General features: G+C 73.3%; 17 protein-coding genes and 1 riboswitch. Of the genes, 8 read left to right on the top strand and 9 right to left on the bottom strand.

The window, feature by feature from the left end; genetic code table 11:
* Nucleotides 1-99 precede the first annotated feature (99 nt).
* Nucleotides 100-786 (bottom strand): esterase/lipase family protein, encoded by a 687-nt coding sequence (locus ACIRS4_RS21800; protein WP_404198365.1) that lies wholly within the window; start codon nucleotides 784-786, stop codon nucleotides 100-102.
* A gap of 109 nt (nucleotides 787-895) precedes the next feature.
* On the opposite strand from ACIRS4_RS21800, the gene ACIRS4_RS21795 reads away from it, so the two are divergent.
* Nucleotides 896-3,085: a LuxR C-terminal-related transcriptional regulator gene (locus tag ACIRS4_RS21795; RefSeq protein WP_404198363.1), complete on the top strand. Its 2,190-nt coding sequence runs from the start codon at nucleotides 896-898 to the stop codon at nucleotides 3,083-3,085.
* 8 nt (nucleotides 3,086-3,093) lie between these two features.
* Here ACIRS4_RS21795 and bioD read toward each other — a convergent pair whose 3' ends face one another.
* The 3 genes from bioD to bioB are packed head-to-tail and all read right to left on the bottom strand — an operon-like array spanning nucleotide 3,094 to nucleotide 6,354.
* Nucleotides 3,094-3,810, bottom strand: a complete 717-nt coding sequence (gene bioD, locus ACIRS4_RS21790; protein ID WP_404198918.1) for a dethiobiotin synthase — start codon at nucleotides 3,808-3,810, stop codon at nucleotides 3,094-3,096.
* Between the two features lie 2 nt (nucleotides 3,811-3,812).
* The gene (locus tag ACIRS4_RS21785; protein WP_404198360.1) at nucleotides 3,813-5,093 is read right to left on the bottom strand and encodes an adenosylmethionine--8-amino-7-oxononanoate transaminase; all 1,281 of its coding nucleotides are present in this window, start codon (nucleotides 5,091-5,093) and stop codon (nucleotides 3,813-3,815) included.
* On the bottom strand, nucleotides 5,086-6,354 hold the full coding sequence (gene bioB / locus ACIRS4_RS21780) for a biotin synthase BioB (RefSeq protein WP_404198357.1): 1,269 nt from the start codon (nucleotides 6,352-6,354) through the stop codon (nucleotides 5,086-5,088). The genes ACIRS4_RS21785 and bioB overlap by 8 nt, the downstream gene beginning before the upstream one ends.
* Nucleotides 6,355-6,502: 148 nt before the next feature.
* On the opposite strand from bioB, the gene ACIRS4_RS21775 reads away from it, so the two are divergent.
* Nucleotides 6,503-7,630 (top strand): 8-amino-7-oxononanoate synthase, encoded by a 1,128-nt coding sequence (locus ACIRS4_RS21775; protein WP_404198354.1) that lies wholly within the window; start codon nucleotides 6,503-6,505, stop codon nucleotides 7,628-7,630.
* Nucleotides 7,631-7,672: 42 nt separating this feature from the next.
* Here the strand turns inward: ACIRS4_RS21775 and ACIRS4_RS21770 are convergent, their stop codons facing one another.
* Nucleotides 7,673-7,915, bottom strand: coding sequence for a DUF397 domain-containing protein (locus ACIRS4_RS21770; RefSeq protein WP_404198352.1), 243 nt, complete (start codon nucleotides 7,913-7,915; stop codon nucleotides 7,673-7,675).
* A gap of 9 nt (nucleotides 7,916-7,924) precedes the next feature.
* Nucleotides 7,925-8,788: a helix-turn-helix domain-containing protein gene (locus ACIRS4_RS21765; RefSeq protein WP_404198349.1), complete on the bottom strand. Its 864-nt coding sequence runs from the start codon at nucleotides 8,786-8,788 to the stop codon at nucleotides 7,925-7,927.
* 212 nt (nucleotides 8,789-9,000) lie between these two features.
* Here ACIRS4_RS21765 and ACIRS4_RS21760 point away from each other — a divergent pair, with 212 nt between their 5' ends.
* Nucleotides 9,001-9,459, top strand: a complete 459-nt coding sequence (locus ACIRS4_RS21760) for an ATP-binding protein (protein WP_404198346.1) — start codon at nucleotides 9,001-9,003, stop codon at nucleotides 9,457-9,459.
* 45 nt (nucleotides 9,460-9,504) lie between these two features.
* Here the strand turns inward: ACIRS4_RS21760 and ACIRS4_RS21755 are convergent, their stop codons facing one another.
* The 3 genes from ACIRS4_RS21755 to ACIRS4_RS21745 form a co-directional block, all read right to left on the bottom strand.
* Nucleotides 9,505-9,978, bottom strand: coding sequence for a C40 family peptidase (locus ACIRS4_RS21755; RefSeq protein ID WP_404198343.1), 474 nt, complete (start codon nucleotides 9,976-9,978; stop codon nucleotides 9,505-9,507).
* 3 nt (nucleotides 9,979-9,981) lie between these two features.
* A riboswitch (cyclic di-AMP (ydaO/yuaA leader) is annotated at nucleotides 9,982-10,173 on the bottom strand.
* Nucleotides 10,174-10,538: 365 nt separating this feature from the next.
* A complete protein-coding gene (locus tag ACIRS4_RS21750; protein ID WP_404198340.1) occupies nucleotides 10,539-10,844 on the bottom strand; it encodes a hypothetical protein in 306 nt (101 codons plus the stop codon).
* 7 nt (nucleotides 10,845-10,851) lie between these two features.
* Entirely contained in the window at nucleotides 10,852-11,478 is a 627-nt protein-coding gene (locus ACIRS4_RS21745) for an ATP-dependent Clp protease proteolytic subunit (protein WP_404198337.1), read from the bottom strand.
* A gap of 63 nt (nucleotides 11,479-11,541) precedes the next feature.
* On the opposite strand from ACIRS4_RS21745, the gene ACIRS4_RS21740 reads away from it, so the two are divergent.
* The 5 genes from ACIRS4_RS21740 to ACIRS4_RS21720 all read left to right on the top strand — a co-directional run bounded on the left by ACIRS4_RS21740 (nucleotide 11,542) and on the right by ACIRS4_RS21720 (nucleotide 15,103).
* Nucleotides 11,542-11,823 carry a type II toxin-antitoxin system Phd/YefM family antitoxin gene (locus ACIRS4_RS21740; protein WP_404198334.1) on the top strand — a complete coding sequence of 94 codons (282 nt, stop codon included), beginning with the start codon at nucleotides 11,542-11,544 and terminating at the stop codon, nucleotides 11,821-11,823.
* A 253-nt stretch (nucleotides 11,824-12,076) separates the two neighbouring features.
* A complete protein-coding gene (locus ACIRS4_RS21735; protein WP_404198331.1) occupies nucleotides 12,077-12,379 on the top strand; it encodes an urease subunit gamma in 303 nt (100 codons plus the stop codon).
* Between the two features lie 11 nt (nucleotides 12,380-12,390).
* Complete coding sequence (locus ACIRS4_RS21730; RefSeq protein ID WP_404198328.1) at nucleotides 12,391-12,702, top strand: urease subunit beta; 312 nt, start codon at nucleotides 12,391-12,393, stop codon at nucleotides 12,700-12,702.
* Nucleotides 12,695-14,416 (top strand): urease subunit alpha, encoded by a 1,722-nt coding sequence (locus ACIRS4_RS21725; protein ID WP_404198325.1) that lies wholly within the window; start codon nucleotides 12,695-12,697, stop codon nucleotides 14,414-14,416. The genes ACIRS4_RS21730 and ACIRS4_RS21725 overlap by 8 nt, the downstream gene beginning before the upstream one ends.
* A gap of 12 nt (nucleotides 14,417-14,428) precedes the next feature.
* Nucleotides 14,429-15,103, top strand: coding sequence for an urease accessory protein UreF (locus ACIRS4_RS21720; protein WP_404198323.1), 675 nt, complete (start codon nucleotides 14,429-14,431; stop codon nucleotides 15,101-15,103).
* The last annotated feature ends 28 nt before the right edge of the window (nucleotides 15,104-15,131 follow it).

Raw genomic sequence — 15,131 nt, 5'->3', positions numbered from 1 at the left:
CCTCGGGTCCGGCTTCCAGGACCCCCGATCCGGCGGCGAGCTCGCGGGCGCGGCGGGCCCGCCGGGGCTCCCGCCCGCGTGAGCCCGCCGCGCCGCCTGCTACTGGATGAAGGCGCGCACCTGCGCGTAGACGCCCGGGTCGCTGTTCATGTCGGTGTGGGAGACACAGCCGACGCCGACGTTGGTCGCCCCGCTCAGCAGCGCGGAGTCGTCCGGGTCGATCGCCGCGTCGCAGTTCGACCAGTAGGCCGCGTAGGAGACGCTCCCCGGCGTCTCGTCACCGGAGTTGAGCGCGGTGACGAAGGAACTGCCGGTCCGCATCTCGTTGCACGAGGTGTACAGCCACCCGCAGAGCGAGGCGACCGACGTGCCGTGGTTGGTGCCGGCGAGGGAGACGAAGTCGTCGACGTACGCGGTGCCGCCGAGGTTCTTGAGGTAGTAGCGGGAGCTGAGCGCGCCCATGGAGTGCACCACGAGGTCGACCTTGCTCGCGCCGGTCCGCGCCAGCACGTTCTGGATCTCGGTGGCCAACTGCCGTGCCGTGGCGGCGTTCGACTGGGACCAGGTGTACGACCAGGCGTCCAGCTCGGCCGCCGTGTAGCCGTCGGCCTTGAAGGAGGCCGCCCATGCGTTCCAGCTGCCGCCGGAACCGTTGAAGCCGTGCACGAAGACGACGGGGTTGCGGGTTGCCGCGTGGGCCGGGGGAGCGGTGAGGGAGAGTGACAGAAGGAGCGATGCGGCCAGGGCCGACAGGGCCGTGGCGATGCGACGCCGGGAGCGCTGCATGGTGCCTCCTGGAACGTGTGGGGTAGCCAGGAGTGTCAGGCCGGGTCTACGCGCGCCGCATCGGTGAAGTCGCCGGTCTTTACGGTTCAAGTAACCCGTCGGTAGCGTGATGTGTGTGGTGTCTCCGGTGAACCCCCCACGTCTTGACCGCACTTGGCCACCACCGCCCCCGGCTCTCGCCCTCCGCGAAGGGGTCCGGGTGCGGATCCTGCGTTCGGTGCACGGTGATCCGCGCGCCGCCGCCGCCCTCGCCGTCCGGCTGACCGACCGTCAGCTGAGCGGCTCCGACCCCCTGCCTCCCGAACCGGCCGCCCTGCTCACCGAGTTGCTCGCCCCGTACCGACGCGCCGTCCGGGCGCTCCCCGACGGAACCCGGCTGCTGCTCCTCCTCGCCGCCGCCGACCAGTACCCGCTCGCCACCCACGCCTTCCTGCGCGCCGTCGCCGCGGCCCGCCTCGACACCCGTCCGCTGGAGGCCGCCGAGGCCGCCGGCCTCGCCCACGCCACCGCCGGCGGCGTCGGATTCGCCGACCCCTGGACCCGGATCGCCGCCTACGAGACCGCCGCCCCCGCCGACCGGCGCGACGCCCACCGACTGCTCGCCCGCGTCCTGCACGGCGCGGGCGAGTCCCCCCGCCGCTCCTGGCACCGGGCGGCGGCCGCGCTCGGCCCCAGCGCCCGGCTCGCCGCCGAACTGACCGCGGCCGCCGCGAGGGCCCGCGCCGCCGGGGAACCCGCCCTGTCAGGAGTCCTCGCCGAACGCGCCGCGGACCTCGTCCCCGACCCCCGCGCCGGAGCCCGCCTGCTCGCCCGGGCCGCCGCCGACGCCTGGAACTCCGGCGACGGCGACCGCGCCCGCCTCCTCGCCGCCCGCACCGACACCCCCGCCCTCGACGGCGTCCTCGCCCTGCGCGCAGGGCACGCGGGCGAGGCGTTCGACGCGCTCACCGAAGGGGCCGCACGGGCCGCCGACGGCTCCTCGGACCGGGCGGGCGAGCACGCCCGCCACCTTCTCGCCCACGCCACCGAAGCCGTCGTCTACACCGGCGACCTGCGCCGCTGCCGCGAGGCCGTCCACCTCGCCCACCGGCTCGGCATCGCGCCGCCCGGCGTCCTCGGCTCGCTCGCCGCCGCCGTCGACGGGCGCTACGACGACGCCCGGGACCTGCTGGAGGCCACCGCCGGGCGGTGCGGACCGGGTGGCGACCCCACCCTCCTGCTGCACGCCGGCATCGCCGCCCTGATGCTCGGCGACCACACCCGCGCCGCCACCGCCACCGTCCGCGCGGCCGGAGCCGCCCGTGCCCGCGGGCTCACGCCCCTCGTCTCCCAGGCCATGGAGTTCCGCGCCCATGCCGATCTGTGGACCGGCCGCCTGCGCGCCGCCGAGGCCGCCGCCCTGGACGCCCTGCGTCAGGCATACGCCACCGGCCAGGACAACGGCGCCTGCCACCTCCAGGCCGCCCTCGCGATGTTCGCCGCGCTCACCGGCGACGCCGCCCTGTGCCGGGACCGGGCCGCCGCCGCCCGCTCGTACGCCCTCGCGCACGGCCTGGGCCTGCCCGCCGCGCTCGCCCAGTGGGCGCTCGCCCTGCTCGACCTGGGCTTCGGCCGCTTCGACTCCGCCGCCGCACGGCTGCGCGCCCTCGCCGGCCTCGGACCCGGTCACGGACACCGAGCCGTCCGCCACCTGGCCACCCCGCACTACGTCGAGGCCGCCGTCCACACCGGGGACACCCGGATCGCCCGCGCCGCCCACGCCGACTACGACCGCTGGGCCCACGCCGTCCGCAGCGCCGACGACCTCGCCCTCAGCGCCCGCTGCCACGCCCTGCTGACCCCCGGAGCGGACGCCGTCGAGCACTACCGCACCGCCCTCGACCTCCATGACCGGGGCACCCGCGCCCTCGAACGCGCCCGCACGGAACTGCTGTTCGGCGCCGCGCTGCGCCGCCTGCGCCTGCGCGCCGAGGCCCGCGACCGGCTGCACAGCGCCAGGGAGGCGTTCGAGGCCTTCGGCGCCCCGCACTGCGCCGAACGGGCCCGCGCCGAACTGCGCGCCCTCGGGGCCCCCGCCGACACCGCACGCCCGCCGCAGAACCGGACGCCCCGTCTGACCGCCCAGCAACTCCGGGTCGCCCGCATGGCGGCCGACGGCGCCACCAACCGCGAGATAGCGACCTGCCTCGCGCTCAGCCCCCGCACCATCGACCACCACCTGCGCGGCGTCTTCACCCGGCTGGGCATCCGCTCCCGCATCGAACTGGTCCGCCTGCTGGAGGAGGACCACGACGCCTGAACGACGCCCTACGGCTGTGCCCGGTTGCGGAACGCCTCCGCCTCCCAGGTCCCGTCCAGCCGCGCCGCCAGCCAACCGGGTGCCCGCGTACGGAAGTCGGCGGGCGTGAGCGCGCCGGCGCCCTCGGGCAGGGCGCCCAGCAGCGGCGCGCCGGCGACGTCCGGGAGGTCGGTGACGTTGCACCGCATCGCCAGATCCGGGGAGTCGGGCCAGCTGCCGATCACGACTCCCAGCAACTCCAGGCCGCGCGAGCGCAGTTCACGGGAGGTCAGCTCGGTCGTGTTCAGCGTGCCCAGGCCCGGCGAGGCCACCACCAGCACCGGCGCCCGCAGCAGCTCCGCCGCGTCGGCCAGCGTCGCGCCCGTCTCGTCGAAGCGCACGAGCAGACCGCCCGCGCCCTCCACCAGGACCAGGTCGTGTTCGGCGGCCAGCTTGGCGGCGGCCTCGGCGATCGCCTGCGGACGCACCGCCGGCCGGCCCGCCCGACGGGCCGCCGTCGCCGGCGCCAACGGGTCCGGGTAGCGGGCGAGTTCAGCCGTCGTCACCGGCCCGGCGAGTCGCACGACCTCGTCGGCGTCCCCGCGCTCGTCCGGCCCCACACCGGTCTGCGCGGCCTTCAGGACGGCCACCGAGCGGCCCGCCGCCCGAGCGGACGCGGCCACGGCGGCCGTGGTGACGGTCTTGCCGACCTCCGTGCCCGTCCCCGTGATCACCAGGATCGGCATGCTCATCCCTCCCGCGCCGCGGCGCACACCGCGCGCGCGATCCGTGCCACGTCCGCGTCACCGGTGACGTACGGCGGCATCGTGTAGACGAGGTCGCGGAACGGCCGCAGCCACACGCCCTCGCGCACGGCCGCGTCCGTGGCGGCCTTCATGTCCACGTCGTGGTCGAGCTGGACGACGCCGATCGCGCCCAGGACCCGGACGTCCTTCACACCGGGAAGCGCGGCGGCCGGTGCCAGCCCCTCGCGCAGCCCCGCCTCGATCCGCCGGACATCGGCGAGCCAGTCCTGCCCGAGCAGCAGCTCGATCGAGGCGCAGGCGACGGCCGCGGCCAGCGGGTTGCCCATGAACGTCGGCCCGTGCGCCAGCACCGGCACCTCGCCCCGCGAGATGCCGTCGGCCACCCGGGCCGTGCACAGCGTCGCCGCCATCGTCAGATAGCCGCCGGTCAGCGCCTTGCCGACGCACATCACGTCCGGCGTCACCGCCGCGTGCTCCGCCGCGAACAGCGCGCCCGTGCGCCCGAACCCGGTCGCGATCTCGTCGAACACCAGCAGCACGTCGTGCGCGTCGCACGCCTCGCGCAGCACCCGCAGATACGCGGGGGAGTGGAACCGCATCCCGCCCGCGCCCTGCACCACCGGCTCCACGATCACCGCGGCCAGCTCGTGCGCGTGCCGCTCGATCGCGGCGCGCAGCCGCTCCGCGTACGCCTCGTCGTACTCCGCGGGCGGCGCGTCCACGAAGACCTGACGGGGCAGCACCCCGGTCCACAGCTCGTGCATCCCGCCCTCGGGGTCGCACACCGACATCGGCTGCCAGGTGTCCCCGTGGTAGCCGCCGCGCCAGGTCAGCAGCCGCTGCTTGCCGGGGCGGCCCAGCGAGCGCCAGTACTGCAGGCACATCTTCGCCGCGACCTCGACCGACACCGAGCCCGAGTCCGCCAGGAAGACGTGTTCGAGACCGTCGGGCGTCATGTCGACGAGGAGCTTCGCCAGCCGTACGGCGGGCTCGTGGGTGAGTCCGCCGAACATGACGTGGCTCATCCGGGCCAACTGCTCCCGCGCGGCCGCGTCCAGCACCGGGTGGCCGTAGCCGTGGATCGCCGACCACCAGGACGACATGCCGTCGACCAACTCGCCCGAGCCGTCCGCGAGCCGCAGCCGGACCCCGCTCGCCGACTCCACGACGAGCGGTTCGGACCGGCCGGGCATCGGTCCGTAGGGATGCCACACATGGCGCCGGTCGAGGTCCAGCAGCTCCGGCACACCCAGCTCAGGCATTGGGCGCGAGGTCCGTCCCGGTGCCCCTGCGGCGCACGGCGACCAGGTCCGTACGGGGCGCGGCGGCCGTCGGCGCGTCGACGGAACCCTGGGCGCCCGCGCTCTCGTCCTCCTCGGCGGCTGTGTGCGAGCCGCACACTCCGCCGCCCTCGTGCGAGCCGCACCCGCCGCCGGCGTGGGAACCGCAGCCCGCGCCCTGCGCGGATCCGCACCCGGCCCCGGCCTCGGCGTGCGAGCCGCAGCCGCCGCCGGCCGCCACCCGGTGCTCGGGCAGCGTGACCTCGCCCGCGCCCTCCACCTCGAACCCGGCGTCCGCGATCATCTCCAGGTCGGCCTTGCCCGCCTGGCCCTCGCTGGTCAGGTAGTCGCCCAGGAAGATCGAGTTGGCCACGTGCAGCGCGAGCGGCTGCATCGTGCGCAGGTGGACCTCCCGGCCGCCCGCGATGCGCACCTCGACGTCCGGGCACACGAACCGCGCCATCGCCAGAATGCGCAGACAGCGCTGCGGGGTGAGGTGCCACTCCTTGGCCAGCGGAGTGCCCTCGAACGGGATGAGGAAGTTGACCGGCACCGAGTCCGCGTCCAGCTCACGCAGCGAGAACACCACGTCGACGAGGTCCTCGTCGCTCTCGCCCATGCCGGCGATCAGACCGGAGCACGCCGACAGACCCGCCGCGTGCGCCTTGCGGACGGTGTCCACCCGGTCGGCGTAGGTGTGGGTGGTCGTGATCTCGCCGTAGGTGGCCTCGGAGGTGTTGAGGTTGTGGTTGTAGGCGTCGGCGCCCGCCTCGCGCAGCCGCTCGGCCTGGCCGTCGGAGAGCAGCCCGAGGCAGGCGCACACCTCGACGTCCTCGTTCTGCTCCTTGATCGCCTGGATCGTCTTGGAGACCCGGTCCACGTCCCGGTCGGTCGGGCCGCGCCCGGAGGCCACCAGACACACCCGCTTGGCGCCGCCGGCCAGCCCCGCGGCGGCCGCGTCGGAAGCCTCGTCGGGCTTGAGCCAGGTGTACTTGAGGATCCCGGCCGTGGAGCCCAGCCGCTGGGAGCAGTAGGAGCAGTCCTCGGGGCACAGCCCCGACTTCAGATTGACGAGGTAGTTGAGCTTCACCCGTCGCCCGAACCAGTGCCGGCGCACCTTGCCGGCCGCGGCCACCAGTTCGAGCAGGTCGTCGTCGGAGGTGGCCAGCACGGCCAGCGCTTCCTCGCGGGTCGGCAGCTCGCGCCGAAGCCCCTTGTCCACCAGCGTGTTCAGCAGGTCCATGAGAGCCGATCCTGTCCTACCGACCCGCTCCGGGCCAAGGTAGGGATCACACAACACACCCGCTTCGAGGTGTGGGTATTGCCACACCATGGGGGACCGGCCGGCCCGCTAGTGTCTGTCCGCTACCTACAAAAGACCCGGAGGACCCATGGCGTTCGACTGGATCGACGAGCAGTCGGAGTCGCGCCGCCGCGCCGGACTCGTACGCACCCTGCGCCCCCGTCCGGCCGACTCCCCGCTGCTCGACCTCGCGAGCAACGACTACCTGGGGCTGGCCCGCCATCCCGAGGTCACCGAGGGCGCGGCGCGTGCCGCCCGGACCTGGGGCGGCGGCTCCACCGGCTCCCGGCTCGTCACCGGCACCACCGAGCTGCACGCCGAACTGGAGCGGGAACTCGCCCGGTTCTGCGGCACCGAGGCGGCCCTCGTCTTCTCCTCCGGCTACGCCGCCAACCTGGCCGCGGTCACCGCGCTGGCCCCGCACGGCTCGCTGATCGTCTCCGACGCGGGCAACCACGCCTCGCTCATCGACGGCTGCCGACTGGCCCGCGGCATCACCCAGGTGGTCGCGCACGCCGACCCGGACGCCGTGCGCAAGGCGCTCGGCACCCACGACGGCCCGGCCGTGGCCGTCTCCGACACGGTCTTCTCGGTCGACGGCGACGCGGCCCCGCTGGCCGCCCTCGCGCGCGCGTGCCGGGAGCACGGCGCCGGTCTGGTCGTGGACGACGCCCACGGCCTCGGGGTGCTCGGCGACGGAGGCCGGGGCGCCCCGCACGCGGCGGGGCTGGCCGGCGCGGACGACGTCGTCGTCACGGTGACGCTGTCCAAGTCGCTGGGCAGTCAGGGCGGGGCGGTGCTCGGTCCCGCGCGTGTGATCGACCACCTGGTCAACGCGGCCCGGACGTTCATCTTCGACACGGGACTCGCCCCGGCGGCGGCGGGAGCCGCCCTGGCGGCCCTGAGGCTGCTGCGGCGGGAACCGGAACGCGCCGCACGCGCGCGTGCGGTCGCCGGCGAGCTGCACGCCCGGCTGACGGCCGCGGGCCTGGAAGCGGTGCGTCCGGACGCCGCGGTCGTCTCCGTGCGGGCTCCGTCCCCGGAGCAGGCTCTGCGCTGGGCGGCCGACTGCCGGACGGCAGGCCTGGCCGTGGGCTGTTTCCGTCCTCCCTCCGTGCCCGACGGTGTCTCACGTCTGCGGCTGACCGCCCGCGCGGACCTCGCCGAGCGGCAGATCGAGCGCGCCGTACGGGTGATCGACGAAACACGGCCCTGAGCGGGTGCGCCACGGCCGTGCGCCGGGGGGAACGGGCAGGGGTCAGCGGAACGCGGCCGTGAAGCCCGTCCAGCTCTCGGGGGAGAAGAGCAGGGCGGGACCGTCCGGGTCCTTGGAGTCGCGTACGGCGAGCAGTCCGGACCACGGTCCCGAGCCGGGGCGGGCCGTCTCCACGCAGTTGTTGGCTCCCGTGCTGTGGCTGCTGCGCAGCCAGCGCAGACCATCCGGGCAGCGGGGGTCGTCGAGTTCGATGCTGGAAGGTACGTGCCGAGGCAGTGCGGTCATGGTGCCTCCTTACACGCCGTCACCTATCGCGGCGATGTATTCCAGGGAGTCCTCGGGCGAAAGCGCGTTCGCCTGCAGGGCGTTGAAGGCCTCCGTGTAGACCCGGAGGTCTTCTTTCCGCTCGAGGTAGAGAGTACTCGTCAAGTGGTCGAGAACAACCACGTCCAGATCAGAAGTGCTCGAAAATGAGAAGAGAACGAAAGGGCCGGTGACGCCGATATGCGCCCCGGCAGTGAACGGCAGTACCTGCAGCCTCACTTGGGGAAGCCGCGCCGCCTCCAACAGCCGATCCAGCTGCCGCGCCATGACCTCGGGGCCGCCCACCTCCCGGCGCAGCACGGCCTCGTCCAGCACCGCGTCCAGCTTCAGAGGCGGATGGGCCCGCAGCACCTCCTGCCGGGTCAGCCGCACCTCCACCAGCGTGTCCAGCCGTTCCTCGGAGACTCCCTCCACGGCGGCCCGGGTCACCGCGCGGGCGTACTCCGCCGTCTGGAGCAGGCCCGGGACCACGGTCGTCTCCAGTGTGCGCATCGCGCCGGCCTGGGACTCCAGGCTGATGAAGTCCCGGTAGGTGGGCGGCAGGACGCCCCGGTAGGCGTGCCACCAGTGGTCCCTTCCGCCGCCGCCGTCGTCCAGGCCGGCCAACGCGAGCATCACCTCGCGCAGTTGGGGGTCGCCCACGCCGTAGGCGTCCAGGAGTGCGCGCACATCGGCCGGTTTCGCACCGCTGGCGCCGGTCTCGATCCGGCTCACCTTCGACTGGTGCCAGCCCACGAGCCGCGCGGCCTCCCCGCTGGTGAGGCCGGCCCGGGTACGCAACGCCCGCAGTTCCGCGCCCAGTTTCCGGCGGCGCACCGCGGGACCGTGCTGCATGGACCGCTCCTCACTCCTGGGGGCCGTGCAAATACGCTCTGCGGTAGCAGAGTTCACCGCATCGGGCGACAGATATATGCACTTCTTGGTGGATCGCCACCCGGGCGCGACGCGGTGATGGCACTCTGGCGGCGAAGCACCAGTCCGGGACCGTACTCGAACCATCCGCACCGTGTCGGACTCCGGTCCCGTGGGAAAGGGACGACGTCGCCATGGCAGACCATCTGGAAGCCTCCCTCACTCTGCCGAGCGATCCCGCCTCGGTGTCCACGGCCCGCGCCTTCGCACTCGACACCCTGGGGGAGTGGGGACTCCCGGCGGACGCGGACGTGTCCGACACCATCCGCCTCATCGTCTCCGAACTCGCCACCAACGCCGTTCAGCACACCTTCGGGATGTCGCCCACCTTCACCGTGGACCTCGTGCTCGACCGTGACGAGCACCTGCGCATCGGCGTCACCGACAGCCACCCCCGCTTCCCCAGGCGCCTGCCGGCCGCTGTCCAGCAGGACAACGGCCGGGGCATGGTGATCATTCGCTGTCTCACCGCGGAGCACGGCGGCAGACTCCGCGTCCGCCCCACCCGGGAGGGCGGCAAGACGGTGTCGATCGAGCTTCCGTGGGTCCTCCCGGCGGAACCGGTCCCGCCGAGCCCCGCGCCCGCGGCGTGACGCGGCGGACAGGCCCGGGCGGCCGGCGGGGGCCGTGGCGCGGGACTACTTGACCCGGCCGTACCAGACGCTCTTGGTCCAGATCTTCTGCAGCCGCACCACGTCGCCCGTCTTCGGCGAGTGCCAGATCTTGCCGTTCCCGGCGTAGATCCCGACGTGGTAGACGCTCGACCCCGAGTGGAAGAACACCAGGTCTCCGGCCTTGCGGCCGGACGCCCCGATGTGGCGCGTCTTGTTGTACTGCTGGGCCGCCGTACGGGGCAGCGTCTTGCCCGCCTTCTTGTACGAGTACATCGTCAGCCCGGAGCAGTCGAACCTGTTCGGACCGGTGGCGCCGTACTTGTACGGAGATCCCTTCTTCGAGGCCGCGACCTGGAGTGCCTTCGTCGCCGGGGTGGCGGCCGCGGCGTCGGCGGCGACGCCCGGAACCATGATCGAGCCGCCCACGGCGGCGATGGCGAAAGCCGAGGCCGTACCGGCCCGGGCCATGAGCGACGGGACACGATTGAGCGCAGTCATGCGCAACCCTTCGTCAGCCGCCTGTGAAGGATGACCTGTCGGATTCGGGCTGACAAAGTTGCCCGGCCGCTCGCGCGGCTTCACCCCAAGGGCTGCTCGACCCGGCGCCTCCAGTGCGGAGACGACCGTGCCGGCGACCCGTCGTGCTTGGGTCCTCCACTCCTGCCGATGCACTTCTGTCGACCTGTCATCCGAACGGCGGCAGGACTCGGCGTCCGCGCGGATCGCCCCGCCGCTTGTGGCGGGGTCTTGTCGTCAGTCAGGGATCTTGGCCTACCGATGTCCGAAAATCCCAACGGAACCGAGTATTTGTGGGGTTACTCACCACTCACCTGTTCGGGTGAACAAGCTGATGATCGATCAGATGTCTGCCCGCCATAAGCCTCCGACCAGCACCGGAACCCCTCGCGTCTCCCGCGGCGCGGTTCCGGCGCGCAACCGCAAGGGTCCAGAAGGAGCAGCGAGAACTCCTCCGAACAGCCGTACGCCATTTGGTCCGTTTCGGCTCCGCACCGGACACGCGGCGCGCGCGGCCCCCATCCGGCCCCACGGACACCCCGTCAGCCGTCGGAGAGCGGCGGCACCGCGACGCGCGCCGCCCTGCGCTCCCCGTCCAGCACGCGCAGCGCCCGCGCGAGCGTCGGCGCGTGCAGTTCGTGCTCGCCCCGCTGGTGCATCAGCGTCAGGGCGTCCCGCAGCGCCACCGCCTTGCCCACGAGCGCCTGTGCCGCGCGCAGCCCACGGTAGGTGTCCCCGTGGCGGGCGGGGTTGATCCGGCCGAGCAGGTCGACCGCCTCCAGGTAACCGTCGATCAGCTCGGCCTCCGCGCGGGTCAGCGCGGGCAGCGGCGGCAGCTCGGGCAGCATCGGCCACTCACTCCGCGCCCGGGCCGGTCCGGCGGTCCGGCACGATCCCGTCCGCCAGGCCGTACGCCACGGCCTCCCGCGCGTCGAGGACCTGGTCCCGTTCGAGGTCCGAGGCCACCTGCCGCAGGCTGCGCCCGGTGTGCCGTGCGAGCAGCTCCTCCAGCAGGGTGCGGGTGCGGACCAGCTCCTCGGCCTGGATCGCCAGGTCGCTGGGCTGTCCCCGCACCGGCTCGGGCAGCGCCGGCTGGCTGAGCACGACCCTGGCCCCCGGCAGCAGGTACCGCTTGCCGGGCGCGCCCGCCGCGAGCAGCACGGCCGCGTAGGCGCCGGCCTGGCCGAGGCAGGTGGTCGCCACGTCGCAGCTGATGTAGCGGAGCGTGTCGTAGAGGGCGGTCATCGCGCTGAACGAACCGCCGGGCGAGTTGAGGTACAGCGAGACGTCACGGTCCGGTTCCCGGTGCTCCAGGTACATGAGCTGGGCCATCACGTCGTTCGCCGCGATGTCGTCGACCGGCGTCCCCAGCAGGACGATCCGCCCCTCCAGGAGCTTCGAATAGGGATCCAGGGTCCTGAACCCCGTGCCGGTGCGTTCGGTGAACTCCGGCAGGACATGGCGGGCGAGCGGTCGGGTCATGGGTGCCCCTCCTTCTGCTTCTGTACAGAATGTACAGGACGTACGTGACGTTAGAATGGGGCCATGGCCTACGAGATTCCGGTGACACAAGCCCGGGCCGAACTCGCCGACCTGATCAACCGGGTGGTGTACGGCGGTGAGCGCGTCGTCGTGACGCGGCACGGAAAGCCGCTGGTCGCCCTGGTCTCCGCCGCCGATCTGGAGCGGCTGGACGCGCTCGACGCGCCGACGGAGGAGCAGGTGATCAGCTCGGTCTCCACCGTCCGCGACCCGGCGCCTTCCGCTCCCGGCGAACAGCGGCGGTTCGGCATCGCCGCGGAACACCGAAGGCCCGGCGCCTCCTGAGAACGCCCGCGAAGGCCGGGCAGCGCGGCGAGCGCTGACGGTCGTGCCCGGCGGGGGGAGCGGGCCGGACGCCGCGCAGGGCGTTGCCCCGGACGCCGTGCCGGGCCCCGTGGTGGACGGCGGGTGATCGCGCATGGTTAACGTCCGCGAAACGCGGTCCAACTAGCCTGCCCCTCCACGCCACCAGGCGCGTCGCCCGTGGCCGCGGCAGCCGGGCCCCGCACGGTCCGGAGCGAGGATGTGAGGTGGGAAGGTGCAACTGACCCCGCACGAGCAGGAGAGGCTGCTGATCCACGTGGCGGCCGACGTCGCCGAGAAGCGCCGGGCCCGCGGACTCAGGCTCAACCATCCCGAGGCGGTGGCCCTCATCACCTCCCACATCCTCGAAGGTGCGCGGGACGGGCGCACGGTCGCCGAGTTGATGGCCTCCGGCCGCAAGATCCTCACCCGCGACGACGTCATGGACGGCGTGCCCGAGATGATCCACGACGTCCAGGTGGAGGCGACCTTCCCGGACGGCACCAAACTCGTCACCGTCCACGACCCGATCGTCTGAGAGGGGCCTCGATGATTCCCGGCGAGATCCTCTTCGACGAGGACCCGATCGTGTACAACGAGGGCCGCGAGATCACCCGGCTCACCGTGCTCAACACCGCCGACCGGCCCGTGCAGGTGGGTTCCCACTACCACTTCGCCGAGGCCAACCCCGGCCTGGAGTTCGACCGGGCCGCCGCCCGGGGCAAGCGGCTGAACGTCGCCGCCGGGACCGCGGTGCGCTTCGAGCCCGGCCTGCCCGTCGAAGTGACCCTCGTGCCGCTCACCGGCGCCCGCGTGGTGCCCGGTCTGCGCGGTGAGACCGGAGGCGCCCTCGATGCCTGAGATCTCACGCCCCGCGTACGCCGACCTGTTCGGCCCGACCACCGGGGACCGCATCCGGCTCGCCGACACCGATCTGCTCGTCGAGATCGAGGAGGACCGCTGCGGCGGGCCCGGACTCGCCGGCGACGAGGCGGTGTTCGGCGGCGGCAAGGTCATCCGCGAGTCCATGGGCCAGTCCCGGGCCACCCGGGCGGAGGGCACGCCCGACACCGTCGTCACCGGCGCCGTCGTCATCGACCACTGGGGGATCGTCAAGGCCGACGTCGGCATCCGCGACGGGCGGATCACCGGCATCGGCAAGGCAGGCAACCCCGACACCATGGACGGAGTGCACCCCGACCTGGTCATCGGCCCCGAGACCGAGGTCATCGCCGGGAACGGCCGCATCCTCACCGCCGGGGCGATCGACGCGCACGTCCACTTCATCTGCCCGCAGATCGCCGACGAGGCACTGGCCTCGGGGGTCACCACGCTGGTCGGCGGGGGCACCGGGCCGGCGGAGGGCTCCAAGGCGACCACCGTGACGCCGGGCCCCTGGCATCTCGCCCGCATGCTGGAGGCGATGGAGCAGTACCCGCTGAACATCGGCTTCCTCGGCAAGGGCAACACCGTCTCGCACGACGCGATGCTGTCCCAGATCCGGGGAGGGGCGCTGGGGCTGAAGCTGCACGAGGACTGGGGGTCCACGCCCGCGGTCATCGACGCCTCGCTGACCGTCGCCGAGCGGACCGGCATCCAGGTCGCCATCCACACGGACACCCTCAACGAGGCCGGATTCGTGGGCGACACGCTCGCCGCGATCGCCGGACGCGGCATCCACGCCTACCACACCGAGGGCGCGGGCGGCGGACACGCGCCGGACATCATGACCGTCGTCTCCGAACCGCACGTGCTGCCCAGCTCGACCAACCCGACACGGCCGTTCACGGTGAACACCGCCGAGGAACACCTCGACATGCTGATGGTGTGCCACCACCTCAACCCGGCGGTGCCCGAGGACCTCGCCTTCGCCGAGTCCCGCATCCGGCCCTCGACGATCGGGGCGGAGGACGTCCTGCACGACCTCGGCGCCATCTCGATCATCTCCTCCGACTCCCAGGCCATGGGGCGGGTGGGCGAGGTCGTCATGCGGACCTGGCAGACGGCGCACGTGATGAAGCGGCGGCGGGGTGCGCTGCCGGGCGACGGGCGCGCCGACAACCGGCGGGTGCGGCGCTATGTCGCCAAGTACACGATCAACCCGGCACTCGCGCAGGGGCTCGCGCGGGAGATCGGGTCGGTGGAGACGGGCAAGCTCGCCGACCTCGTGCTGTGGGAGCCCGCGTTCTTCGGCGTCAAACCGCACCTCGTCATCAAGGGCGGCCAGATCGCGTACGCGCAGATGGGCGACGCCAACGCCTCCATCCCGACCCCGCAGCCGATCCTGCCCCGTCCCATGTACGGGGCGACGGGGCGGGCCCCGGCGGCCAACTCGTTCAACTTCGTGGCGCCGCTTGCGATCGAGGACGGGCTGCCGGAGCGGCTCCAGTTGGGCAAGAGGTTCGTCGCCATCGACTCGACGCGCGGCGTCACCAAGGCGGACATGCGGGAGAACGACGCCAGGCCGCGTGTGGAAGTGGACCCCGACAGTTTCGCCGTGCGCGTCGACGGTGAACTCGTCGAGGCGACACCGGCGGCCGAACTTCCCATGGCCCAGCGCTACTTCCTCTTCTGAGGGTGCGACGACATGACACGGGCAGCGCTTCTGGTCCTCGCCGACGGCCGCTTCCCCGCCGGCGGGCACGCCCACTCCGGCGGGGCGGAGGAGGCTGTGAAGGCGGGGCGGATCACCGACGCGGCGTCGCTGGAGTCCTTCTGCCGGGGTCGGCTGCACACGGCGGGTCTGGTGGCGGCGGCGCTCGCCGCGGCGGCCGCGGCCGGGGCGGACCCTGCGGAGCTGGACGCTGCCGCGGACGCGCGGACCCCGTCGCCGGCGCTGCGGCTGGTCGCCCGGAGGCTGGGCCGCCAGCTGATGCGGGCCGCTCGCGCGACTTGGCCGGGTGCTGAACTCGACGCCGTGGCAGATCGGTTCCCCAAGGGCGCGCATCAGGCGGTGGTGCTCGGGCTTGCGGCCCGCTCGGCGGGGCTGGGGCCGGAGGACGCCGCGTACTGCGCGGTGTACGAGAGTGTGAGCGGGCCGGCTTCGGCTGTGGTGCGGCTGCTGAGCCTGGATCCGTTCGAGGCGACGGGGGTGCTGGCCCGGCTGGCGCCGTCGCTCGACCGGGTGGTGGACCGGGCGGTGTCCGCGGGGGCGGCCGTCCTGGCGGAGGGGGTGGAGGCGCTTCCGGCTGCTTCCGCGCCGCTGCTGGAGATCGGGGCGGAGGTGCATGCGCAGTGGTCTGTGCGGTTGTTCGCCTCGTAAGGGGTCTCGCCCCCGCCGCCCCTGCCCG

The organism is Streptomyces sp. NPDC101166 (assembly GCF_044768125.1).
Classification (GTDB): Bacteria; Actinomycetota; Actinomycetes; order Streptomycetales; family Streptomycetaceae; genus Streptomyces.
The sequence above is the reverse complement of the archived record's forward strand: the minus strand, read 5'-3'. Positions and strand labels throughout refer to the sequence as shown.